Source organism: Neobacillus niacini (assembly GCF_031456445.1).
In the GTDB taxonomy this organism is placed as follows: Bacteria; Bacillota; Bacilli; order Bacillales; family Cytobacillaceae; genus Neobacillus; species Neobacillus niacini_I.
The window spans coordinates 24,963-48,071 of the sequence record NZ_JAVDUQ010000002.1; the positions used below are offsets into that span (position 1 = coordinate 24,963).

The 23,109-nt window shown below is 38.8% G+C and carries 23 protein-coding genes and 2 pseudogenes; 18 read left to right on the forward strand and 7 right to left on the reverse strand.

Features of this window, described 5'->3' with window-relative positions:
• Positions 1 to 245 precede the first annotated feature (245 nt).
• Positions 246 to 515, reverse strand: a pseudogene (locus tag J2Y67_RS02750) (IS5/IS1182 family transposase); the annotation flags it as partial.
• On the opposite strand from J2Y67_RS02750, the pseudogene J2Y67_RS02755 reads away from it, so the two are divergent.
• The 4 genes and pseudogenes from J2Y67_RS02755 to J2Y67_RS02770 all read left to right on the forward strand — a co-directional run.
• A pseudogene (locus J2Y67_RS02755) lies at positions 507 to 1,310 on the forward strand (transposase); the annotation flags it as partial. The pseudogenes J2Y67_RS02750 and J2Y67_RS02755 overlap by 9 nt on opposite strands.
• A gap of 647 nt (positions 1,311 to 1,957) precedes the next feature.
• Entirely contained in the window at positions 1,958 to 5,614 is a 3,657-nt protein-coding gene (locus J2Y67_RS02760) for a dynamin family protein (RefSeq protein WP_310170320.1), read from the forward strand.
• Between the two features lie 26 nt (positions 5,615 to 5,640).
• The gene (locus J2Y67_RS02765) at positions 5,641 to 6,468 is read left to right on the forward strand and encodes a sulfurtransferase (RefSeq protein ID WP_310170322.1); all 828 of its coding nucleotides are present in this window, start codon (positions 5,641 to 5,643) and stop codon (positions 6,466 to 6,468) included.
• 73 nt (positions 6,469 to 6,541) lie between these two features.
• Positions 6,542 to 7,435: a 5'-3' exonuclease gene (locus tag J2Y67_RS02770; protein ID WP_310170325.1), complete on the forward strand. Its 894-nt coding sequence runs from the start codon at positions 6,542 to 6,544 to the stop codon at positions 7,433 to 7,435.
• Positions 7,436 to 7,470: 35 nt separating this feature from the next.
• On the opposite strand, the gene sspL is transcribed toward J2Y67_RS02770, so the two are convergent.
• Positions 7,471 to 7,608, reverse strand: coding sequence for a small, acid-soluble spore protein L (gene sspL / locus J2Y67_RS02775; RefSeq protein ID WP_310170327.1), 138 nt, complete (start codon positions 7,606 to 7,608; stop codon positions 7,471 to 7,473).
• Positions 7,609 to 7,692: 84 nt separating this feature from the next.
• On the opposite strand from sspL, the gene J2Y67_RS02780 reads away from it, so the two are divergent.
• Positions 7,693 to 8,184, forward strand: coding sequence for a divergent PAP2 family protein (locus J2Y67_RS02780; RefSeq protein WP_310170329.1), 492 nt, complete (start codon positions 7,693 to 7,695; stop codon positions 8,182 to 8,184).
• A 33-nt stretch (positions 8,185 to 8,217) separates the two neighbouring features.
• Positions 8,218 to 8,487, forward strand: a complete 270-nt coding sequence (locus tag J2Y67_RS02785; protein ID WP_310170331.1) for a DUF6123 family protein — start codon at positions 8,218 to 8,220, stop codon at positions 8,485 to 8,487.
• Between the two features lie 33 nt (positions 8,488 to 8,520).
• Here J2Y67_RS02785 and J2Y67_RS02790 read toward each other — a convergent pair whose 3' ends face one another.
• Complete coding sequence (locus J2Y67_RS02790) at positions 8,521 to 9,441, reverse strand: DMT family transporter (RefSeq protein WP_310170333.1); 921 nt, start codon at positions 9,439 to 9,441, stop codon at positions 8,521 to 8,523.
• Positions 9,442 to 9,446: 5 nt separating this feature from the next.
• Positions 9,447 to 9,854: a reverse transcriptase-like protein gene (locus J2Y67_RS02795; RefSeq protein ID WP_310170335.1), complete on the reverse strand. Its 408-nt coding sequence runs from the start codon at positions 9,852 to 9,854 to the stop codon at positions 9,447 to 9,449.
• A gap of 199 nt (positions 9,855 to 10,053) precedes the next feature.
• On the opposite strand from J2Y67_RS02795, the gene J2Y67_RS02800 reads away from it, so the two are divergent.
• Both J2Y67_RS02800 and J2Y67_RS02805 read left to right on the forward strand, forming a co-directional pair.
• Positions 10,054 to 10,710, forward strand: coding sequence for a ribonuclease H family protein (locus tag J2Y67_RS02800; RefSeq protein ID WP_310170338.1), 657 nt, complete (start codon positions 10,054 to 10,056; stop codon positions 10,708 to 10,710).
• Positions 10,711 to 10,730: 20 nt separating this feature from the next.
• Complete coding sequence (locus J2Y67_RS02805; protein ID WP_310170340.1) at positions 10,731 to 10,916, forward strand: zinc-finger domain-containing protein; 186 nt, start codon at positions 10,731 to 10,733, stop codon at positions 10,914 to 10,916.
• Positions 10,917 to 10,966: 50 nt separating this feature from the next.
• Here J2Y67_RS02805 and cspD read toward each other — a convergent pair whose 3' ends face one another.
• The gene (gene cspD, locus J2Y67_RS02810) at positions 10,967 to 11,167 is read right to left on the reverse strand and encodes a cold-shock protein CspD (protein WP_310170343.1); all 201 of its coding nucleotides are present in this window, start codon (positions 11,165 to 11,167) and stop codon (positions 10,967 to 10,969) included.
• A gap of 244 nt (positions 11,168 to 11,411) precedes the next feature.
• Between cspD and J2Y67_RS02815 the strand changes: the two genes are divergently transcribed.
• The 3 genes from J2Y67_RS02815 (at position 11,412) to mntR (ending at position 14,537) form a co-directional block, all read left to right on the forward strand.
• A complete protein-coding gene (locus J2Y67_RS02815; RefSeq protein ID WP_310170346.1) occupies positions 11,412 to 11,717 on the forward strand; it encodes a hypothetical protein in 306 nt (101 codons plus the stop codon).
• A gap of 133 nt (positions 11,718 to 11,850) precedes the next feature.
• Positions 11,851 to 14,016 carry a DNA topoisomerase III gene (locus tag J2Y67_RS02820; RefSeq protein WP_310170348.1) on the forward strand — a complete coding sequence of 722 codons (2,166 nt, stop codon included), beginning with the start codon at positions 11,851 to 11,853 and terminating at the stop codon, positions 14,014 to 14,016.
• A gap of 92 nt (positions 14,017 to 14,108) precedes the next feature.
• On the forward strand, positions 14,109 to 14,537 hold the full coding sequence (mntR, locus tag J2Y67_RS02825; RefSeq protein WP_310170349.1) for a transcriptional regulator MntR: 429 nt from the start codon (positions 14,109 to 14,111) through the stop codon (positions 14,535 to 14,537).
• A 48-nt stretch (positions 14,538 to 14,585) separates the two neighbouring features.
• On the opposite strand, the gene J2Y67_RS02830 is transcribed toward mntR, so the two are convergent.
• Positions 14,586 to 14,798 carry a DUF3892 domain-containing protein gene (locus J2Y67_RS02830; protein WP_310170351.1) on the reverse strand — a complete coding sequence of 71 codons (213 nt, stop codon included), beginning with the start codon at positions 14,796 to 14,798 and terminating at the stop codon, positions 14,586 to 14,588.
• 505 nt (positions 14,799 to 15,303) lie between these two features.
• Between J2Y67_RS02830 and J2Y67_RS02835 the strand changes: the two genes are divergently transcribed.
• Both J2Y67_RS02835 and J2Y67_RS02840 read left to right on the forward strand, forming a co-directional pair.
• Complete coding sequence (locus J2Y67_RS02835) at positions 15,304 to 16,008, forward strand: hypothetical protein (RefSeq protein ID WP_310170353.1); 705 nt, start codon at positions 15,304 to 15,306, stop codon at positions 16,006 to 16,008.
• Between the two features lie 625 nt (positions 16,009 to 16,633).
• On the forward strand, positions 16,634 to 17,311 hold the full coding sequence (locus J2Y67_RS02840; RefSeq protein ID WP_310170356.1) for a class I SAM-dependent methyltransferase: 678 nt from the start codon (positions 16,634 to 16,636) through the stop codon (positions 17,309 to 17,311).
• Positions 17,312 to 17,352: 41 nt separating this feature from the next.
• Here J2Y67_RS02840 and metA read toward each other — a convergent pair whose 3' ends face one another.
• Positions 17,353 to 18,261, reverse strand: coding sequence for a homoserine O-acetyltransferase MetA (metA, locus tag J2Y67_RS02845; RefSeq protein ID WP_310170358.1), 909 nt, complete (start codon positions 18,259 to 18,261; stop codon positions 17,353 to 17,355).
• A gap of 154 nt (positions 18,262 to 18,415) precedes the next feature.
• Here metA and J2Y67_RS02850 point away from each other — a divergent pair, with 154 nt between their 5' ends.
• The 5 genes from J2Y67_RS02850 to J2Y67_RS02870 all read left to right on the forward strand — a co-directional run bounded on the left by J2Y67_RS02850 (position 18,416) and on the right by J2Y67_RS02870 (position 23,027).
• The gene (locus J2Y67_RS02850) at positions 18,416 to 18,943 is read left to right on the forward strand and encodes a hypothetical protein (protein WP_310170360.1); all 528 of its coding nucleotides are present in this window, start codon (positions 18,416 to 18,418) and stop codon (positions 18,941 to 18,943) included.
• A 14-nt stretch (positions 18,944 to 18,957) separates the two neighbouring features.
• Positions 18,958 to 19,437 (forward strand): glutathione peroxidase, encoded by a 480-nt coding sequence (locus tag J2Y67_RS02855; RefSeq protein ID WP_310170362.1) that lies wholly within the window; start codon positions 18,958 to 18,960, stop codon positions 19,435 to 19,437.
• A gap of 102 nt (positions 19,438 to 19,539) precedes the next feature.
• Positions 19,540 to 20,388 (forward strand): DegV family protein, encoded by an 849-nt coding sequence (locus J2Y67_RS02860; protein WP_310170364.1) that lies wholly within the window; start codon positions 19,540 to 19,542, stop codon positions 20,386 to 20,388.
• A gap of 108 nt (positions 20,389 to 20,496) precedes the next feature.
• Positions 20,497 to 21,144 (forward strand): HD domain-containing protein, encoded by a 648-nt coding sequence (locus J2Y67_RS02865; protein ID WP_310171155.1) that lies wholly within the window; start codon positions 20,497 to 20,499, stop codon positions 21,142 to 21,144.
• On the forward strand, positions 21,141 to 23,027 hold the full coding sequence (locus tag J2Y67_RS02870; protein WP_310171158.1) for an ABC-F family ATP-binding cassette domain-containing protein: 1,887 nt from the start codon (positions 21,141 to 21,143) through the stop codon (positions 23,025 to 23,027). The genes J2Y67_RS02865 and J2Y67_RS02870 overlap by 4 nt, the downstream gene beginning before the upstream one ends.
• Positions 23,028 to 23,109: the final 82 nt, after the last annotated feature.

Here is a 23,109-nt window from a genome sequence, read left to right on the forward strand (position 1 = left end):
TGTCAAAATCTAAAATACCGATCTTTATTAAAAGATTGTCCATGCTAATGGGCCTGTTGAATTCCGCTCCAGGTGCTTCGCTTTCCGCGGGCGTGCCGGGGAGCCTCCTCGGCGCTTTGGCGCCTGTGGGGTCTCCCCTGCCCCGTACTCCCGCAGGAGTCTTCGCACCTTCCGCTCCAATCAACAGGGGCTTTTTCCTAGTACTCCTCCCATATATGTCGTGTTACGGATTTTACTTTATTTTACAGATAAGGAACAGTATCATAAACATTGCTAGGAGTAACAAAGACATCTGTAATAATATTAACCTTCATGTCTATAGTCCGGTGGTCAAGATAACAGAACATTTCCTGCTTATTTTCACGGGACATAAACCCACATTCAGGGTCTGTTGTACAAACCCAAATTTCTTTAGTCTCTTTCACTTTCTCCCTTTCCCTTAACGGATTTTTTCCAGATTTCATTCTATCCTTTTCAATAGCTTTATTTGATTCCTCAAAATATTCGCGAGTCTGCCACTATTTGAAAAGAAAATAGAAGATCAGTTAGAGGTTCCTTTAGACGAACTTCGCGCTCAGATTCCCCAAGATCCCCAATGGGGAGTAAAGAAGAACAGCGAAGGAAAAAACGTTTTTTGGTATGGCTATAAGGCACATCTAGCCGTAGGAACGAGTAGCCAATACATTTTGCAATCTCTTTTTTCTTCCGGTAACTTAAATGACGGTAAGGCAGCTATCCCTTTTTTAAAAGGCATTCATGAACGTCTATCACTACCTTCTCTCCGCTATGAAACAATGGATGCGGGGTATGATTACGAACCTATTTATAACCAGATTCACCAAATGGGGCATCAAGCTGTCACCGCTTATAATAAACGCAATGAGCCTGAACCGATTGGTTTTGATAAACATTTCGCACCTACATGTGTCCGTGAACATTCATATCGCTATGATAGTTATGACACGCAATATGAAACATTAAAATACACACGACCAAAGGAATGTAAAGATTGTCCTTTGGCAAATGATGGTCTCTGTCAAAAGGTGTATAAAGTGAAAAACACCACGGATCTTAGAAAATATACAGCACCCGCTCGAGGATCATAAGCTTGGAAAACCATATTTAAGCGCCGTACCGCCGTGGAGCGTGTAAATGCTTATCTCAAACAATTCTTTCAACTTAACAATGTTCGTTATCGGACTGGAAAACGTGCAAAAGTTCATTTTGACCTAGTGACCTTAGTTTATAATGCCTCAAAATTAGCTACGGATCGTATTAATGCTATGTTAAATCAACATCAGGCTGCTTAGAAATAAAGGCTCTTTTCTAAAAGATTGTTATTTTTATAAATAGGTTTTGTGACGGATAACTATTGATAAAAAAGTTGATTGGAGCGGAAGGTGCGAGACTCCTCGAAAATGCTATCGCATTTTCTTCGTGCGTGGGTGAATTCGAGGAAGCTATTCAATGTCCTGCGGGAGCAGCGGGACAGGTGAGACCCCACAGGCGCAGAGCGCCGAGCGCCGAGGAGGCTCACCGCCCGCCCCGCGGAAAGCGAGCATCCTGGAGGGGAAATCAACCTCTTCTCTCTTTTTGTTTAATAGCAACAAAGTTTACGAAAACAGCCGAAATAAAAATTAAAAAAGCAACCAAATTCTGAAGGTCTGTGCTTCTTTAAAAAAGGAATTATGAAATTGATTCAGAGTTGTAGAATTTTTAAATCAACAGACCAGTTGAACAGCCTATATATTAACTTTTTTATAATAAATTAATGCGGTGAATTGGTAATAGAAAATGAATGAAATAAAAGGCTATCGAAAGTTTTTCGACAGCCTAAAGCCAATGAGATCTCCTTGGATTTTTACTTTTTTCCTAGATAATTGATTGTCAAGATAGGAAATGATTGAATAATCGTATAAAATAATACTATTACTATGTATTAAGGGGATTAGGATTCATGGTTCAAACAACCAACCAACAAGAAACTGCTCAATCATTAAAAAATAAATTAATGGCACTTTATGAATTTTTGCTAAACGAAAAAGACGTCGAGAATGCCGGAAAGCTAAAGCAATTAGCTAAGAAGATGGAGTATAAGGAATTTGTTGTCGCATTTTGCGGCCATTTTTCAGCCGGTAAGTCGACAATGATTAATAAGGTAATCGGGGAGAATTTGCTGCCATCCAGCCCGATTCCAACCAGCGCCAATCTTGTTAAAGTGAAAACTGGTGAAGACTATGCAAAGGTTTTTTTCAAAAATGAAAAACCACGGATTTACTTGGCACCATATGATTATGAATTGGTGAAAAATTATTGTAAAGACGGGGATCAAATCGAGGGAATTGAAATCAGCCATAGCGAATCGAATTTGCCGGCAAATACGGTGATTATGGATACACCGGGAATCGACTCTGCTGATGATGCCCATCGAATCGCAACGGAATCCGCACTGCATTTAGCTGATTTGATTTTTTATGTAATGGACTACAATCATGTTCAGGCCGAACTGAATTTTCTATTCACAAAAGAACTGGCAGAGGCGGGGAAAGAAGTTTACCTAGTCATCAATCAAATTGATAAACATAATGACGATGAACTTAGCTTTACTGACTTCCAGAAAAGTGTTATCGATTCTTTTGCAACCTGGGGAGTTCGCCCAAAGCGGATTTTTTATACATCGTTAAAAAAACAAGGCCACCGCTTCAATGAATTTGCTGGACTAAAACAATTTATTGCGGAAAAATTAGCATCAAAAGATGAAGCATTGCTTCCAGCTATTTATCAATCATTTAAAAAAATTGCCCAAGACCATATCAACCAAGCCAAAAAAGGGGAAAAAGAAAAACTTTCACCGATTTTAGAAAAATTCAATGAGTTATCGGAAGATGAGAGAAATGAACTTGTGGAGCTTCATCAGCTGTTACAAACGAAAATGGGTAGTGCGGCAGGCAGTTTAGAACAATCGGAAAAGAAATTTGATGAAGATTTAACGGAAATTATTAAGAATGCTTATCTAATGCCATTTCAAACAAGATCTTTGGCTGAGACCTATCTGGAATCAAGCCAGCCTGAATTTAAAGTTGGATTCCTGTTTTCAAAACAAAAAACACAGGAGGAACGAGGGTCAAGGCTTGAGCGTTTTTACCAGGACATGCTGGAAAAAACGAAAGAACAGCTTGAGTGGCATCTCCGTGAATTTTTATTGGAATTTCTAAAAGAACACGAAATTGATCAATCTGATTTAATCGCTTCTGCTCAGGCTCTAAAAATCGATTTTCCGGTCAATTTGTTAGTAGCTTCAGTTAAGCCTGGTGCTCGTTTATCAGGTGAATATGTCTTAAATTACACAGAAGAGGTAGCCTCTAAAATTAAAAAATTAGCAAGAGAACGTGTAGAGGAATTAAAAGCTGAATTTTTGGATGCTTTAATGGAAAGAAACGACAAAGTAAAAAATCAGTATCAACAGGAATATAACAAGATTGAGCCATATATTCAGGCAATGGAAGAAGCTGAGAAATATCAACAGGAAATGAAATCAAAAACTGATGAAGTCGATGCGATTACCAACCTTACAGAGCAAGTGAGAGAGGACACATTCCAATTATTTGATCATGATGAGAAGGAGTATGAAGTCGTTCAAAGTGGAGTGACGAAAATTAAACAGGCAGTAAGTGAAAGCAAAAACATAGAAAACAAGCAATTAGATACTGCTCCTGTTGCCCTAAAAGAATCTCCACAAGAAAAAAACCAGCTAAAGAAAATGGTCGAGAGACTTCGGAAAAATTCCAGCCATATTCATAATCTTCCGGGTTTTAAAAAGCTTGCAATGGAATTGGAAGAAAAAGCGGCGCGTTTAGAGAACAAGGGATTCACAGTTGCTTTGTTTGGTGCATTCAGTGCGGGGAAATCATCTTTTGCCAATGCATTAATGGGCGAAAAGATTTTGCCCGTTTCACCGAATCCAACCACTGCGGCCATTAATAAAATAAAACCTGTGTCTGAAACAACCCCGCATGGAATGGTTCTTGTGAAATTTAAAGAAACTGGGGCAATGCTTGAGGATGTAAATCGATCGTTAAAAGTGTTTGATTTACAAGTAGAAAACTTGGCAGAAGCCTCCGGGGAAATTGACAAAGTTCTTTTGCAAAAGGACCAAGATGGTATAGCTGAGAAAACCCATTTTGCATTTTTACAAGCCTTTAAGAAAGGGTATCATTCATTCCATAGTCTGCTAGGAACGGTACTAGAAACGGATTTAAGCGAATTCACCGACTTTGTTGCAAAAGAGGAAAAATCCTGTTACGTTGAATGGATTGAACTGTTTTATGATTGTGAGTTGACCAGAAAGGGAATTACCCTTGTCGATACACCTGGAGCAGATTCCATCAATGCACGGCATACCGGGGTAGCTTTTGATTATATAAAAAATTCAGATGCGATTCTTTTTGTAACCTATTATAATCATGCTTTTTCAAAGGCAGACCGTGAATTTTTAATCCAATTGGGGCGTGTAAAGGATTCGTTCCAGCTTGATAAAATGTTCTTTATCATTAATGCAATTGACTTGGCAGAAAATGAGGAAGAGAAAAATACAGTACTAGAATATGTAAAAGATCAACTTGGGAAATATGGGATTAGAAATCCGCATCTTCATCCGTTATCTAGTCTATTAGCTATTAAGGAAAAACAAGATCCTTCTGCTAATATTTCATCCAATATGGTTGATTTTGAAAGGTCATTCTACCAATTTATCTCCAATGACCTTACACAAATGGCAATCGCTTCAGCTGAAAATGAGCTTAGCCGTGTCCATGAATTGGTAAACAAGCTGATTCAAAGCGCAACAGAGGATCAATCCATTAAAGAACAGAAGCGTTCTGCAATTGAAAATCAAAAGACAAGAATTAAAGAATTACTTGACCGGCAATCAGTTGATGGCTTGCAAAATCGTATGCGCCAAGAAGCGGAAGAGCTCATCTTTTATATTAAAAAGCGGGTATTTCTTCGCTTTAGTGATTTCTTTAAAGAAGCCTTTAATCCATCAACATTACGTGACGATGGCAGGAATTTGAAAAAAGCATTGCAAGCAGCCCTCGATGAATTTCTTGAAAGTTTAGGGTTTGATTTTGCCCAGGAAATGAGAGCAACATCGGTTCGCTTGGATCGATTTACTGAAAAAATTATTGCGGATTTTGAAGCCAGTTTTGTCCGAAGTTTGATGGATATTAATGAGGACCTTTCCTTCTCAAGGTTTGAAGTAGAGTTTATAGATGAACTTAAATTTGACAATGCATTTAAAAACATGAACAAGCAAAGCTTTAGTAAGACAATGTCTTATTTTAAAAATCCAAAATCCTTCTTTGAAAAAAATGAAAAAAAATTGATGATGGATGAGTTAAATAATGTCCTAAATACACCTGCAGAAGAATATTTAAAGGACGAATTATCCAGTATTAATCATCATTATACAAATGTCTTAATGGTCGAATTTAACAAGCTATTAAGCCATATTCAAGAGCAATCAAACGAATTTTATTTGAGCCTTCTTTCCGCATTAGAGGGCGGAGTGTCGCTTGAAGCGTTAAGGGATGTTCAGCAAAAGCTCGAAGAATAATAATGAATTTAAGGGGAGAGATTATTTTGAACTTTATCAAGGACAAGGAATGGATGTTAAAGAATATAAACAATTCAGATGTTCGAATCATTGATTGCCGGTTTTCTTTAGCGGAACCTGAAAAAGGCAGTCAGGAATATCAGAAGAATCATCTCCCCGGGGCTGTTTATTTTCATCTTGAAAAAGACTTATCAAGCCCTGTTTCCCATCATGGCGGACGGCATCCGATGCCGAAAATTTCCGGATTCGTCGGTAAACTGGAAAAAGCGGGAATCAATCAAGATACGATTGTTGTTGCATACGATCAAGGAGAAGGTGCATATGCTGCACGCTTTTGGTGGATGCTGCAATACCTTGGGCATGAAAATGTATATGTTCTTGAAGGCGGGTTTAAAGGATGGCTGGAGGCCAATTACCCTCTCACAGCCGAAGTCCCTTCATTTGCCAAAGGAAGCTTCATCCCATCCATTAAGTCTGAATGGCTAGCTTCAGTGGAAGAGGTAAAAGCAGTAGTCCAAAATCGGCCAGACAATATCATTTTAATTGATTCGCGAGAAGAGAAAAGATATTTAGGAATTGAAGAACCAATTGACAAAAAAGCTGGACATATTCCGGGGGCCATTAACAAACCCTGGTTTGAGGGGCTAAAAAGTGGCTTTTATAAGTCAGCGGTTGAACAAAAACAGCGTTTTTTCGATATTGATCCTAACAATGAGGTAATCGTTTACTGTGGTTCAGGTGTAACTGCAGTCCCGAATTTTATCACTTTAAAGCAAGCCGGTTTTCCACGTGTTAAGCTGTACTTAGGAAGTTTTAGTGATTGGATCTCCTATGAAGAGAATGAAATTGAGTAAAATTTAGGGCCGAACTATGTTATAATGGAAAACGTGTTGTTTTGATGACCCTAAATTTTAAGGAGGTCCTAGTTTGGAAAATCAAAAGCCTTCACTTATGCTCGTTGATGGTATGGCCCTGTTATTTCGTGCTTTTTATGCCACAGCAGTAACCGGGCAGTTTATGATAAATTCAAAAGGAATTCCGACAAACGGAATTCATGGTTTCATTAAGCATTTATTCACAGCCGTTTCTTCCTTTAAGCCTAGCCATGTAGTAGTTTGTTGGGATATGGGAAGCAAAACATTCCGCTCAGAACTATTCGATGCATATAAGGGGAACCGTGGGGAAGCACCGGTGGAATTAATTCCTCAGTTTGATTTGGTGAAGGAAGTAGTTGCCTCTTTTGATATCCCCAATATTGGAATGGAAGGTTTTGAGGCGGATGATTGTATTGGTACGATTGCTAGACAATCAAGCCTACACGCGAATGTTTCCATTTTAACTGGAGATCAAGATATCCTTCAGTTATTAGATGATAATATTTCGGTCATATTGCTGAAAAAGGGTTACGGCAACTATCTTGTTCATACACCTGAAACTTTCTTTGAAGAAAAAGGAATTACCCCGCGGCAAATGATTGATTTAAAAGCGTTGATGGGAGATCCTAGTGATAATTACCCAGGTGTAAAAGGAATTGGCGAAAAAACAGCCCTTAAGCTTTTAAAAGAATACAATCATGTTGAAGGGATTATTTCCAATCTGGATGGTCTTTCGAAATCAATTAAGACAAAAATTGAACAGGATTTAGAGATGCTTCATTTATCCAGAGTTCTAGCGGAAATTAAATGTGATGTTCCGGTAAGCATCGCACTCGATGAAGCCGGTTTAAAGATTGTTAAGGAAAAAGCATTAAATAAATTAACAGAACTTGAGCTTCGCGGCGTACAGCGCTTGCTGCCGATTGATGAGGCGATTGTTTCTTAAAAGTATGAGGCTGAGTAAATCAGCCTCATTTTGTCTTATTTTGTATTTGCTTTTTTAGCTGCATTTTCTAATTTGCTTTTTGGTTCCGCAGCAAATTCAGCATCCTGTCCATTGCCTTGTGGTGTTACCCCTGGAGCCTTTTTCCCACGGTCGACACTTTTATTTTTACTCATCAACGATCACCTCCTGTTTTGATAGTATTTCCAGCAAGAATAATAAAACACGTCTTTCTTAACAATAATGGAAGAGGTGATGAAATGAATAAAGGTGTTTATTTAGCCCTGTTTAGCATTGGGTTAGCCCAAGGACTAAAAATTCCAATCCATTATGTAAAAAAGAAAGAATGGCGACCTGAACTATTCATTGAAACAGGTGGTATGCCGAGCTCCCATTCAGCAGGGGTTTCCACTTTAACTACGTTCATTGCGTTAAAAAGGGGGCTGCCAACCTTTGATTTTGCACTTTCACTTGTTTATGGACTGATCGTCATGTATGACGCCCAAGGGATCCGCCGCCAAACGGGCGAGCTCACCTTGAAGGTAAATTCAATGAATGATTTAATAGAAAAAATTCATAAAGAAGAAAGCCTGGAATTTAAACAAAATGCACCAAAAAGGCTAAAAGAAGTGTTAGGACATCAACCCGAAGAAGTAGTGGGAGGGGCGCTGCTAGGTGTACTTATAGGCATTGCGGGTCATTTATGTACAAAAAATCATAGAAAATCGCGGAAATTTACGTTAAGATTTTAGAGGGTATTTTTTAGAATTGAGAGGGGAAAGTCAGTGCAGACGTTGGAGGAATATTTGCGCTATTTGCAAGGAAAGGGCTTCCAATTACACGAAGATGCGATTGGATTTATTTATTTCGGAAAACACTATACAAATGCTTCCGATGAAATAATCAATACGGCTGTAGAAATAACGTTAAAAGCGCAAAAGAGTTTTGATGGAAGTTTTTATATTTCCTTGCTTGAGACACTTACGGTGAACAAAGTAAAAACCAGAAAAGATGCTATTCAGTTTGTAAAGGAAAAAGAACTTCTTGCTAATTAAAAACAAAAAACTCCCTTAGGGAGTTTTTTGTTTTTAACCTTCTATGGTTTTACTTTTTCTTAGAAAGGAAAGTTTATCCGTTGGAAATTCAGCAATAATCATTCCCGCAAAAATAAGGATGCAGCCGAATAGCGCGCTGATGGATAAACGATCATGTGCCCAAAAATAACCGGCAATTGCAGCAAAGACAGGCTCCATGGCAAAAATTAGAGCCACTCTTGTTGCCGTCGTATATTTTTGGAAATTCGTTTGAATGAAAAAGGCTGCAGCTGTTGCAAAAACACTGGTAATAACGATGGCAATTAACACATCATTGGATAATAAAATGTTTGGTTCTAAAGATCTCTTCCAATCTTCAAAAATGAACGAAGAAAGGATGGAAAGGACGGCAACCGTTGTAATTTGAATGACCGTCAATAAAAGGCTTGGATACTTATTGCTAAATTTGCCGGTCATAATGATATGCATTGCAAAACTTATTGCACAAACTAAAACAAAACCATCCCCAATATTGAGACCTGTTACATCTGTCATCGTCAGGAGAAATAATCCGATGGTTGCAGTAGACACACCAAAAATGGCATTACGGCTAGGGTAATGTTTCGCTAAAAAAATCGACAATAACGGCACCAACACAATACTCAAGCCTGTAATAAATCCTGCTTTTGAAGAGGTCGTATATAAAAGCCCGATGGTTTGTGTTGCATAACCGAGAAACAACCAAAACCCGATAAAAACTCCCGATAATAACATTTTACCACTAAGCAGTTTGAGTTGTTTTTTGTCAAAAATAATAAGGCAGATAAAAAGTAATAAGGCTGCCATTAAAAAACGAACGCCATTAAAGGAAAATGGCTCTAGCAAATCAATTGCATTTTGGACTAAAACAAAAGTAGTTCCCCATACTAATGTTACTAGCAGCAAACTAATATCAGCCATAATCGGTTTTTTCATTATGATTATTGTTCCTCCATGTTATTTTGGCGGATTGCAAGCCTTGCAAGTTCATCAGCCACTTTATTTTCAATGCTAGGAATCCATTTCATAAAAAATAAATCAAATCTCTTTGATAGCTGCAGTGCCTTTTCTAACAATGGAGCATAAAGTTTGTTTTTTGCAAACTCTTTTTCAACAGCTTTATTGACTAATTCCGAATCGGTCCGAAACGATACGACTGTATTTGTATAGCCTTTTTCTAAACAAATTTCTAATGCTTTTATAAATGCATGATATTCTGCTTCATGGTTAGACATGACTCCAAGCGGAATCGAATATTTATCAGCTGTTCCCTGCCCTTTTATAAAAATGCCGGCTCCGCTTGGTCCGGGATTACCGGCACTCGCCCCATCAATATAAACTTCAATCAAGACAATTTCCTCCATTTGTAAGTTAATGAAAGTTTATCATAATTCATGACCATATAGGAGAAAAAAGTTTTTCCTATCACAACTATTAATAACTGGGTATGATAAGAACATATCAACATAAGGTAAAATAAAGGATTTATTTTTATGTGCGTATAAATTTTTGCTTAAAAACCGAAATAGTATAGAAAGGCTGGAAAAAATGAAATATCGAATTGAGTGGAAATATCAACCAAAGGGAAATGAAAAAGTGCAATTTACCTCTGATTGGATTTCAGGAGATTTGGCTCTTCAAACAGGGGAAGAACTTGAAAAGTCCGGAAAAGTGTCGGAAATTTATTATTATGATGAAATGGGAACATCATGGACTTTAAAGGAAATGAAAAAACTGACCGTTGAAATTGAGGAAGATCCACATGAAGTGATCGTTTATTTTGATGGGGGATTTCACAAAGAAACAAATCGCGCCGGTCTTGGAGCCGTTATTTTCTTTCGGCAGGGAAAAAAGAAATATCGGATACGGGCTAATGAACATATTGATCAAATGGATACAAATAATGAAGCTGAGTATGCTGCATTCTATTTTGCATTGAACATTTTAGAGGACCTAGGCGTTCATCACCTGCCATGTGAATTTAAAGGGGACTCGCAAGTTGTTTTGAAGCAGCTAGAAGGAGAATGGCCATGCTATGAAGAAAACTTAAATCGCTGGCTTGATCGAATCGAGGAAAAAATTAAAACGTTGGGGCTCCAGCTGAGATATACAGCTATTTCCCGAAATGAAAATAAGGAAGCAGATAAATTAGCCACACAGGCGTTGGAAGGAAAAGAAATTTTCGCTAAAACACAAATTCTTTAAGATGGGGGGGTTGGAGTCAAGTGAAGGGTTCAGCAAGAAAAGAAGTCTTAACACATGTAGAATCATTAATGGCTCAATACTGTGAAGGGTGTTTTTTACACCGCCAATTAATTAAAGACGGCGGTCGCAGGAAAGCCCATCAATTTTGTATTTCACAATGCACGATCGGGGAACAGATCAAGGAGGTTGGGAAAAAGCTATCCTAAAACGGCAAAATAAAAAGGCTGGCGAATGACCAGCCTTAGATTATTTGAGATTAAAGTTTTACCACGTTAGCAGCTTGTGGTCCACGGTTTCCTTCAACGATTTCAAAAGAAACTTCTTGACCTTCTTCTAAAGATTTGAAGCCTTCGCCTTGGATAGTGCTGAAGTGTACGAATACATCGTCTCCACCCTCAACTTCGATAAAACCGAAACCTTTTTCATTGTTGAACCATTTTACTTTACCGTTTTGCATGTACTTCTTCCTCCTAAGCCTTTCAAGACACTTTTCTTAAGTGCCAAAGTTAAATAATTATCATGCAGCAAATAAGGCAAAAATCTTGCCAAACAAATATGTAACATGATGCTTTAAATATACAATAATGGTATTGGACAGTCAAGAAATGAAAGCGGTTATTTAACCAATATACAAGGACAAATATCAGCCTGAGTAAACATAAAATCCAAGGTCCAACATATTTATAATTATAAAAAAGTTGATGAAAAAGGGTGAGGGCATGTTCCGATTTTCCGTTGACGGAGAGGATTGGATATTAAGATTCTCGCCGAATTTACAAATCGAAACAGATGAAAAACAAGAAATTATGATGTCTTTGCTCTATATTGGCAATCAATTATCCAATTTTTCACATGGTGAAGCATTTATTATGTTTTCAAAAAAAGTTGGAGCGATTGTTTTTGAAGTTGAGAGAATTCCGTCGTTCATTCTGACAGTCTCCAATATTATCGAAGAAGACCATTGGTATACTCAGGATACCACCATTAAACTAAAGAGAAAATTGTAACTTTAGCAAATCCCTTTCAGAAACCACGATAACTGGAAGGGATTTTATTTTTGAGTGATTTTTTACACTTTACGTTGCGGAGGCAAAGTGGGAAAATGGATGTCGGATAGTTTGTAAAAAGGGAGCAATGTGCATGAAATTAATTATTGCCGAAAAACCGGACCAGGGCTCAACGCTTGCTTCAATTTTTAAACATAAAAAACAAAATGGCTTTATTGAAATTTTCCCAAATGAAATTTTTAAAGATGGTGCCTACGTGACTTGGGCAATCGGTCATATATGCCAATTAGTTTCACCTGAAAAGTATCAACCGGGTTGGAAAAAATGGTCTTTGGATTCACTGCCGATGATTCCAGAACAATTTGATTATGAAGTAACAAGAGATAAAGCAAAGCAATTTGCAGTCATTAAAAAGTTAATCACGAATCCTGCAGTTACTGAAATCATCCATGCAGGGGATGCCGGAAGGGAAGGCGAACTAATCATCCGAAATATCCTCCGTTTAACGAAGTGTAAAAAACCGATGAAAAGACTGTGGATATCATCCTTGACTGCAAACGCAATAAAAGAGGGATTTAGCAAGCTTTTAGATGAAAATGAGACCAGAAGCCTGTATTTTGAGGCCTATACAAGGGCCTGCTCCGATTGGGTGGTAGGGATGAATGCATCCCGGCTTTATAGTCTTCTCCTGCAAAAACAAGGCTTTTCAGATGTATTTTCGGTTGGAAGAGTCCAGACCCCAACCTTAGCCCTTATTGTGAAAAGAGAACTGGAGATTGAGAATTTTAAACCTGAACCGTTCTGGGAAGTAATCGCTCATTTTTTAATTAACGGCAAACGTTATAGCGGCAAGTGGCAGAATGATGGTGAAACACGAGTAAAAACAAAGGATTTAGCCGAAAAAGTTGCCGTATTTTGTAAGGGGAAACCCGCTGAGGTTGCAGAGGTGGTTTCGGAAAGAAAAGAATTTTATCCGCCGCTGCTCTATAATTTATCAGCCCTTCAAGCAGAAGCAAATAAACGTTTTAAATTCTCACCGAAAAAAACACTGGATGTCCTTCAAAAGCTTTATCAAAAGGGGAATGTTTCCTATCCACGTTCCGATTCGCGCTATGTTACAAAAGAAGAGGCAGGTACTTTCCCAGAAATATTGGGAAAATTAAGCCATATAAAAATATATGAATCATTCTTCCCTCTGCCCAATCCTTCTCTAATCGATAACAAACGGTATGTGAATGAAAAGAAGGTAACCGATCACTATGCCATAATACCGACTGAACAAATTCCAAATGTCGAGAGACTGGATACGGATGAACGAAAAATTTATGATTTAGTGGTAACAAGTTTGATTGCAGCTCATTATAACAAGGCAATTGCTGAATATACCACGGTAACAACGATGGTGGACGGGCGTGCTTCTTTTCAATCAAAAGGGAAGGTGCAAATTGAAGACGGCTGGAAAAAGGTATTACAGCCGCCAAAGGAGCAAGAGGATGAACCGTCACTGCCATTTTTAGAAAAAGGAGAGCAGGGTATAACGGAAAAAATTAATGTAAAAGAAAGTCAAACCCAGCCTCCGAAGCGCTATACCGAAGGACAATTAATTACCTTAATGAAGACGGCCGGTAAGCATATTGAGGATAAAGAGCTCGAAAAAGTTTTGACAAGGACGGAGGGACTTGGAACTGAGGCGACAAGAGCCGGAATCATCACCATGTTAAAGGACCGTCTTTATATTCAAGTTACCAAAAACTTGGTTTACGCAACGGCGAAAGCAAAAATATTAATTGAAGCGATTGGACAGCAAATCCTGGCCTCGCCGGAAATGACGGCAAAATGGGAGCAGAAATTAAAAGAAATCTCTGAGGGTTCCGCATCACCTAAACATTTTATGGAGCAGACCAATAAAATGGTTGTCCATCTCATCAACACAAGTGTTGACCAATCAACAAATTGGAGTTTTTCGGATGAGATGAGAGATAATTTTTCTCCGGGGAAGAAAAAAACAAAAACGGTAACTAAATTAGGACCGTGTAAAAAATGTGATGGTGCAGTTGTCGATAAGGTAAGCTTTTATGGCTGCAGTAATTATCGGAAAAATCAGTGTGATTTTACGATTTCAAAAAAAATTCTTGGAAAAAATATCACACAAAAAAATATTAAATTACTGCTTTCTGAGGGTAAAACGGAACCGATTGAAGGGTTTACAAAAAATGAAAAAACCTTTAACGCCCGGCTGTATTTAGATGAACAGGATAAAAAGGTGAAATTTTTATTTGAAAAGGTGCCTCAAGGATAATTTTCGTTATGTTTATATCTGTGACAAAGCATCTTGCCACTCAAATTTAACTATAGTACACTTTTAATGATGATTTTTTTGGAGGGAACGGGATGCCAACACCTAGTATGGAAGATTATATTGAACAAATTTATAAACTAATTGAAGAAAAAACATACGCTCGAGTCTCGGATATTGCGGAAGCGTTGTCTGTACATCCCTCCTCAGTAACAAAAATGGTTCAAAAGCTGGATAAAGATGAATATCTGGTTTATGAAAAATATAGAGGACTAACGTTAACATCAAAGGGTCGGAAAATAGGAAAAAGGTTGGTCTATCGCCATACCCTACTTGAGCAAATGTTAAAAATTATCGGAGTTAAGGATGAAAATATTTATAATGATGTCGAAGGAATTGAACATCATTTAAGTTGGGATTCGATTGACCGGATTGGTGACCTTATTCAGTTTTTTGAGGAAGACATGTCTAGAATCGATGCATTAAGAGAAATTCAAAAGCAGAATGAAAATGAATTAGAATAGCGGTTATTGCAAAAAGAGAAGCACCTGGGTTCGAACTCTAGGTGCTTTTTAAAATAAATTTGGATAGTTGTCAAAGGATTGTTGTAGTCCAGAGCTTAATGTCAAATTGCCTTCAGAATCCTCTTCTATTTCTATACCATCTATTAAGCCATTTTCAGCCTCCATTAATGCTTTGCGGTAAGAGATTACTCGTCCTCCGGAAGTAACAAAACTAATAATTTCTCCAAAATGATTTCGGTGAAGCCCGACAATCGTCTCCATGTTAATTCCTCCTTTTTCCATTAGTAGACTCTCGGCATTCGCCGATTCAGATGGTTCAAGGGTTTTCTTAAACCACTTATATTTAATTCCTCCTACTTTGTATAGGGGGGATTTTTCTTTTTACAAAAAGGCTCTGTTAAATTTGCCTGTTGATTTCCGCTCCAGGCACTTCGCTTTCCGCGGGCGGTCGGGGAGCCTCCTCGTCGCTTTGCTCCTGCGGGGTCTCCCCTGACACGCTTTTCCCGCAGGAGTCTTCGTGCCTTCCGCTCCAATCAACATCGTTCAAAATTTAGCATTATCCTTTAACAGAGCCTATAAAAACAGAATTGGAAATTCTACATTAAATTTTTTTGGCTAACCTGGCCGAAAATACTGACTTTTTAAAAACACCCCAATAATCTCCGGTGGAGGGATTCATTTCCTTACTTACTGTGATTGAGATGTTCCTGGTATTGGCACCTTTTACGACTTTTTTCAGCGTTTGTGGAAAAGGGAAGAATGTAATGTGAAACCATGCATCAAACCAAAACGACAAAAGAAGAAAAAGAAAAAGCCGAAAAAGGGTGAAAAAGAAACACTTAAAAATCTAGGGATTGTTAGAAAATTAGTCGATCGAGCACTTCGCTATGGCTCAAAACAAAAGCACTTACCAGGAGATCGATTATTTGCATTTTTTCAATCTCAATTTCTTGAAGTTTCAGCGAGATTAGGCCTTCTTGGGGACCCAAAAGCCCTTGGTGTCGTTGGGGATGGGACACCAGTGGAGACAGCTAGATATCCAAGAAGTAAACCCACTTGTAATTGTAGTGTCCAAGGACTAACGAAATGTACTCACCCTCGTCAGTATTCTCAACCTGACATTGACTCAGGCTGGGATAGCTCTAGGGAAAATTACTTCAATGGATATCATCTCTACATGTTATCCGCTTGCGATAGCCATAACGACTTACCGCTATATCCACGGCTGCATCCTGCTTCCCGGCATTATTCAGTCAGCCTAGTGGCTAGTTCAATTGAATTTTCGCAACGGTACACCTTGGGCACGATTGATAAGATTCTTCTAGATGCCGCACATTCCATACGTTTAAGAAAGATAATCTTCGCCTATTTACCAAGATACCTAGATCCTCAGAAAAGTGGAAACTTGTTTATAAACGAAGAACCTCTGTTGAACGTTCAAATAAAAGAGAAAAGATCGATTACCATTTAGAAGCTGGGAGACATCGCTCCACAAAGATGTGGTACCTTCGACTTTTCGCAATTTATGATGTGCCAACACATCTATGCTTGGTACAGTAGTCAGAATGAGACACTAAACGTTCAAGATATCATCTTTTCATAGGGCTCTTTTCTAAAGATTGTTGTTTTTATCAAAGGATTTTGTGAAAGTAAACCATTGATAAGAACGTTGATTGGAGTGTAAGGTGCGAGACTCCTGCGGGAGCAGTGGGACAGGTGAGACCCCACAGGCGCTTAAGCGCCGAGGAGGCTCACCGCCCACCCCGCGGAAAGAGAGCATCCTGGAGCGGAAATCAACCACTTCTCTAAAAGCAACAAAGTTTACGAAAACAGCCTTCACCTAGTCGATTTTTTTTTAAAATGATAGATGTAGGTTTATTTGGCATACACATTTTTAAAAATACAATGAAACCGATAATTACGTCAGATATTTCGGACGGAATTCCCAGTAAAATTTTTACAAGCCTCTCGATGAACTGCTTATTTATTCCGAGAGTCTATCATTATTCTTTCTAAATTGAGTGGATAATAAACTAAAAGGAAATTTTTAATTTGAATCGAATTATAGATATAAAATTCTTTTTTGGAGGTTTACTGTGGAAATTAAATGGGTTGATGAAGCGGAAAAGCAATGGGATAATCGGGCAGACAGCTGGCATTCCAGCAGCAGGGCAATGTGGGAAACAGGGAGCAGGAAGGAAATTATCCCGTTTTTGAAAAAATATCTGCCGGAAGGGGCTGCTCTTTGTGATTTAGGCTGCGGGGATGGCTATGCTTCCATTAAGCTTGCCAAAATGGGTCACCACGTAACAGGAGTAGATTTATCCGAGCAAATGCTTGAAAAGGCTTCGACACAGGCGGTTGGCACATCTGCTCAATTTATCAAGGCTGATATTTCGCAGCTCCCACTTGCGCCAAATTCCTTCGATGCCGTTCTAGCCATTAATTCTTTAGAATGGACGGAAAGTCCGTTCAATGTTCTCTTAGAAATTAAACGGATTGTAAAAAAAGATGGCTTTGCTTGTATTGCTATCTTAGGACCGACCGCAATGCCGCGAATCAATAGTTTTCGGAGACTTTATGGGGAAAAGGTCATTTGTAATACAATGATGCCATGGGAATTCGAAAAGCTTGCAGTGGAAAATAGCTTTGTAAAAATAGCCGAAATGGGTGTGTACAAGCGGGAGGCGGAAAAACTCCCTGTTGAAAATCTCCCGCTTGAATTACGGCAGTCCCTTTCCTTTATGTGGGTATTTATGTTCAAAATATCTTAAAATAAAACAAAAGCATCGGCCCGCGTGAACCGATGCTTTTATTAATCCCAAAGGTAAGGTGTTTCTTGATAGACGTAATAATTAAGCCAGTTTGAAAAGAATAAATGTCCGTGTGAGCGCCAGCGGTTTATCGGTGGTTTGCTTGGGTCATTGTTTGGAAAATAATTCTCTGGAATATGAATCTTGAGTCCAGTATTTACATCTCTTGTATATTCCTCTGCTAATGACTCAGATTCATATTCTAAGTGACCGGTTATCATCACGTGTTTTCTGTCACGAGAGGAAATTAATAATGGCCCCGCTTCCTCTGATGCGGCTAACAGTTTTAATTCAGGATGATCCTTAATTTCTTCAAGCGATACATCTGTATACCTGGAATGCGGTGCATAGAAAAGATCATCGAACCCGCGAAGCAAGATATCATTTGTATCAAATACCTGGTGTGAATAAATGCCTGAACATTTGCGCGGCAGCTCAAACTTGCCAATATCATAATGGTAGAAAAGTGCTGCTTGCGCACCCCAGCAAATATGCAGGGTCGAAGTCACATTATTTTTTGACCATTCCATAATCTCTGTTAACTCCTGCCAATACTTTACCTGCTCGAACTCTAAAAGTTCAACCGGGGCACCTGTAATGATCATCCCATCAAACTTTTGGGACTTTACTTCGGGAAAGGTAGTATAAAATTGTTCAAGATGCTGCCTGCTTGTATGGGTAGATTCATAGGAACGTGTTTTTAAAAATTTCACATTTACCTGCAACGGTGAATTTCCTAATAATCTTAATAGCTGTGTTTCTGCTTTTTCCTTTATGGGCATTAAATTTAAAATCAAAATATTTAACGGACGAATGTCTTGGCATATCGCACGTTCATCATCCATGATAAAAATATTTTCTTGTTCAAGAATTTCCCGTGCGGGTAAAAGCCTTGGAATATTAATAGGCAAGTGACCATCTCCTTCTTTCAGTTAAACAAATCATGACTTAATTAAATATAAATTTTTAATATTTGGTCAATAACATTATAAACATTATCTTTCCTACAGGAAAGATAATAATTTTTGATAAAATAAAAGTAATTTTAAGAAGCGGGTGAATTCAATGTTTGATCCAACTGCTTTCGATAACATGAAGGTCGTCATCGAAGGCGCTGTTTATGACTTAGACTTGGGCGGCGAAATCGTGATTACCGATCGAAACGATATCATAAATATGGCAAAAATGTCGCGGAAATTTGATGTGTCTTTTAAAATGGCTAACCCCCTTAGGAAGAGTGCTTCGGTAAAAATTGAACTAGAATCAAATCTGGCAAACTTAGCGGCAGAACTAATTCCTGCAGTGGGGTCAGAAAAAATGGCCGGCAGTTCCTTGAAATTGGAATTCTTTTACGAGAGTTCCAAGAATAAAGTAGATTATCATGTCATTGAGAAACTATTTTCGGATATATGGGGACCATCGAGAAAAATTATCCAAATGGTACGAATGAACCCACTTTATAAGGAATTAGGAGCGCTACATACAGTTACGGTTGAATTCGATCGGATGGTCCGGGAAGAACAATTGGATGATTTGGTTGATATGATTGAATATATTATTGCATCATTAAAGCGGCTTGAAATGATGATTTAAAGGGGAGATAAGAGTTGGCGATTTACGAATTTAAGGCAAAAACAATTGATGGTGATGAGATTTCACTTGAGCAATTTAAAGGGACAGTCTTGTTGATCGTTAACACGGCTAGTAAATGCGGCTTTACACCGCAATATAGTGAGCTTCAGCAAATCTATGATACGTATAAGGACAAAGGCTTTGCCGTTCTTGGTTTTCCTTGTAATCAATTTATGAATCAAGAACCTGGAAGCGAAGAGGACATTAAATCATTTTGTGAATTAAATTATGGCGTTTATTTTCCGATGTTTGCAAAGGTGGAGGTAAATGGCAGTCAAGCACATCCGTTATTCAATTATTTAGCTTTACAAGCTCCCGGGGTTATGGGGTCAAAAGCAATAAAATGGAATTTTACGAAATTTTTAGTGGACCAAACCGGGATTGTTCGGAAACGCTATGCTCCTAGTACGAAACCGAGTGAGATTGTTAAAGATATTAAGGAACTGTTATGGTAGGTTTTTGGAAATTTTAAATATTTACAATATTATACTTGGGGGTTACCATTAAAGCTATGATATTCCTAAGGTTGTATATTATGGGATAAGGAGTGATCATTTTTGGTTAAAACGGCTTGGGTAACCGACAGCACGGCATTTTTAGATGATGAATTAAAAAACCATCCGGATTTATATACGGTTCCGCTTTCGATTGTTCTCGATGGCGAGGAATTTTTAGACGGGATTGATTTAACGGCGGGGCAACTTTTTGAAAAATTAAAAACGTCAAAGAATCCCCCCAAAACCTCACAGCCCTCGGTAGGTTCCTTTCAAGCGATGTATGAACGCTTGGAGAAGGAGTATGATCAGGTGATATCAGTGCTCATCTCGGAGAAATTAAGCGGCACGGTTTCTTCCAGCGGTCAGGCGGCTAAGCTTGTGTCGATTCCGGTTACGACAATTGATTCAAAAATCCTGACTTATCCTTTAACCGCTTTGATTAAAAAGGGAATGAAGATGCTTTCGGAAGGAAAAAGCTTGGAGGATGTCGTGGACGGGCTGGAAACGATTAGAGATACGAATGAAACCTATGTATTGGTCGGCAGCCTGGAACAGCTCCACCGCGGCGGAAGGATGTCGGAGCTGCAATTTTTCCTTGGCAGTATGTTGAATGTAAAACCGATTATTTCAATTGAGGAAGGGGCTTTATCTGTAAAAGAAAAGGTCCGAAGTGAAAAGAAAGCAAAAGAGAAGATTGTCGAATATTTGCGGCTTTCCTATGAAAAGTACCGTATGAAGGAAGTATATATTTTGTACGGTTTGCATGGAGAACAGGCAGAGAATTGGAAAAACGAGTTGAGCACACAGTTCCCGGATCTCACGATTCTCTGCTGCCCGCTTGGAGCGGTAATCGGTGTTCATGCTGGAGAAAATACCTTGGGAATCAGCTGGTTTAATGGGATGGAATAGAGTTTAAAGTCCGTGGGTTTCCTGCGGATTTTTCTCTTTTTTAGAGTAAGGATTCATCTATCCCTCTTTTTCATGATAGAATAGCAAGGATGAGGGTAGGTGTTATATGTGAAAAAACAAATCATTGAACAAACGGAAAAGTTTGTCCAAACTGAATTAGGTGAAGATGCAACGGGACATGATTGGTTCCATGTGGACCGCGTCCGTCGTAATGCCTTATATATAAACAAACAAGAACAATCAGGAGACCCGTTCATCATTGAGATGGCGGCACTCCTTCACGATATACCGGATGAAAAACTAAACGAAACAGCAGAAATAGGCGAAGCGAAGCTGGATACATTTTTAAAAACTATCGAATTATCTGAAGAAGAAATAAATCAAATTAAAAAGATAATCGCCTCGATTTCTTTCAAGGGTGGAAGAAAAGTAGATCTAGAATCAATAGAGGCAAAAATCGTCCAGGATGCAGATCGGCTGGATGCAATTGGGGCCATCGGGATTGCCCGTGCCTTTGCTTATGGGGGGAAAAAGGGGCAGCCGATTTACGACCCTTCCTATCAAATAAGAGAAGAAATGACTATAGAAGAATACCGTAAAGGGAAATCAACCAGCATCCATCATTTCTATGAAAAACTTTTAAAATTAAAAGACTTATTAAATACAGAAAGTGCAAAAAAAATGGCTGAAAGCCGCCATCAAATGATGGAGAGATTTTTGGAACAATTTTATCAAGAATGGAATGGTCAATCATGAAAATGCTCACAGTGGAAACCGTCACGAAGACCTATGGAGAAAAACAGCTTTTTAACGATATTTCCTTTACAATCGGAGAAAAAGAGCGTGTCGGCTTGATAGGGGTAAACGGAACGGGAAAATCATCCCTATTAAAAATCGTTGCCGGCTTGGACCAGCCTGATGAGGGGAAAATCATTGCCGGGAAGGATTATTCCATTGCCTTTTTGCCACAGCAACCTGAATTTGACGCGGATCGAACAGTTCTTGAGCAGGTCTACCACGGCGAAGCCCCGATTTTAAAAATGATGCGGAATTATGAAAAAACGCTTCAGCAGCTAAATCTATCTCCTAATGATTCCAAATTTCAGGACGAGCTTTTTCAATTTCAAAAACAAATGGATGCTCTCAATGCTTGGGATGCGAGCACAAATGCCAAATCGATTTTGACAAAATTAGGGATTGAGGATTTCGGAAAGAAAATTAGCGAGCTTTCCGGCGGACAGAAAAAACGCGTGGCGATGGCACAGGTATTGATAGCGGAGCCTGATTTACTTATTTTAGACGAACCGACCAACCATCTTGATTTTGATACCGTCAAATGGTTAGAGGATTACTTAAGCAGGTATAGCGGCTCGATTTTACTTGTCACTCATGACCGCTACTTTTTAGACCGTGTTGCAAACCGAATGTTTGAATTGGACGGGGGAAATCTTTATAGCTATAAAGGAAATTATGCGGCCTTTTTAGAAGCGAAAGCAATCCGTGAGGAAAATGATGCAGCCACGTTTGAAAAAAGAAAAAACCTTTTCCGCCGAGAGCTTGAATGGATCAGAAGAGGAGCAAAAGCAAGGACAACAAAGCAAAAGGCACGGATTCAGCGCTTTGAGGAACTGGATGAGAAGGTTTCAGCGGGGAAACCAACTGGTGAGAAGCTTGATATTTCATTAAATGGGAGCCGGCTTGGCAAGCAGGTTTTTGAATTAAAGGATGCTTCCAAATGGTATGGGGCCAAAACAATCCTCAACCATTTCAACTTGTTAGTGAAGCCTGGTGATCGATTCGGGATTATTGGACGAAATGGAACAGGAAAATCAACCCTGCTCAATATTCTCGCAAAACGAATTCTGCTTGACGAAGGGGAATTCTTGATGGGGCAAACCGTAAAAATCGCTTACTATACCCAGGAAAGCGAAGACATGGATGAAAACCTGCGGATGATTGAATACATTAAGGAAACAGCGCAAATTGTTGAAACATCTGATGGAAAAACGATTTCAGCGGCGCAAATGCTTGAGCGTTTCTTGTTCCCGCCGTTTACCCACGGGACACCAATTCGAAAACTTTCCGGTGGAGAAAAGCGCCGGTTATATTTGTTAAAAATTTTAATGACGGCACCAAATGTCCTACTTTTGGATGAGCCGACTAATGATCTTGATACACAAACGCTGACTGTACTTGAAGATTATTTAGAGGAATTTCCTGGAGTTGTCATCACTGTATCGCATGACCGTTACTTCTTAGATAAGGTCGTCGACCAGCTGCTAGTTCTACAAGGGGAAGGTGCAATTGATTCGTTCTTTGGCAATTACACGGAGTATCTTGAAAAAGAATCGATAAATGAGGTGCAAAAAGCGGTCAGCATTTCCGCCCAATCAGCAAAATCTCCGGATAAGGAAAAAAAGAAAAAAATGACCTATATGGAGAAAAAAGAGTGGGAAGAGATTGATGACGTGATTGCCAAAACAGAAGAGAAACTGGAAGAAACCTCAGCGGAACTTGCCAAGGTCGGCAGTGATTTTACCAAAGCTCAGGAACTGATGAAACAAGAAGCAGATTTAAATGAGAAGCTTGAACAGTTAATCGAACGATGGTCCTATCTAGCGGAGCTGGCGGAAGGCTAATAAAAGATCTCGAATGTGAAAAAAGTTGACTCAGATTTAGTATCTAAGTCAACTTTTTTGATTCGCTGATAAAAGTACTTGA

Coding starts and splice junctions, on each gene's coding strand:
- J2Y67_RS02820 (WP_310170348.1), top strand. CDS start 11,851: ATGAAATTAATTATTGCCGAAAAACCGGACCAGGGCTCAACGCTTGCT.
- J2Y67_RS02870 (WP_310171158.1), top strand. CDS start 21,141: ATGAAAATGCTCACAGTGGAAACCGTCACGAAGACCTATGGAGAAAAA.
- mntR (WP_310170349.1), top strand. CDS start 14,109: ATGCCAACACCTAGTATGGAAGATTATATTGAACAAATTTATAAACTA.
- J2Y67_RS02780 (WP_310170329.1), top strand. CDS start 7,693: ATGAATAAAGGTGTTTATTTAGCCCTGTTTAGCATTGGGTTAGCCCAA.
- sspL (WP_310170327.1), bottom strand. CDS start 7,608: ATGAGTAAAAATAAAAGTGTCGACCGTGGGAAAAAGGCTCCAGGGGTA.
- J2Y67_RS02760 (WP_310170320.1), top strand. CDS start 1,958: ATGGTTCAAACAACCAACCAACAAGAAACTGCTCAATCATTAAAAAAT.
- J2Y67_RS02850 (WP_310170360.1), top strand. CDS start 18,416: ATGTTTGATCCAACTGCTTTCGATAACATGAAGGTCGTCATCGAAGGC.
- cspD (WP_310170343.1), bottom strand. CDS start 11,167: ATGCAAAACGGTAAAGTAAAATGGTTCAACAATGAAAAAGGTTTCGGT.
- J2Y67_RS02790 (WP_310170333.1), bottom strand. CDS start 9,441: ATGAAAAAACCGATTATGGCTGATATTAGTTTGCTGCTAGTAACATTA.
- J2Y67_RS02815 (WP_310170346.1), top strand. CDS start 11,412: ATGAAAAAGGGTGAGGGCATGTTCCGATTTTCCGTTGACGGAGAGGAT.
- J2Y67_RS02830 (WP_310170351.1), bottom strand. CDS start 14,798: ATGGAGACGATTGTCGGGCTTCACCGAAATCATTTTGGAGAAATTATT.
- J2Y67_RS02800 (WP_310170338.1), top strand. CDS start 10,054: ATGAAATATCGAATTGAGTGGAAATATCAACCAAAGGGAAATGAAAAA.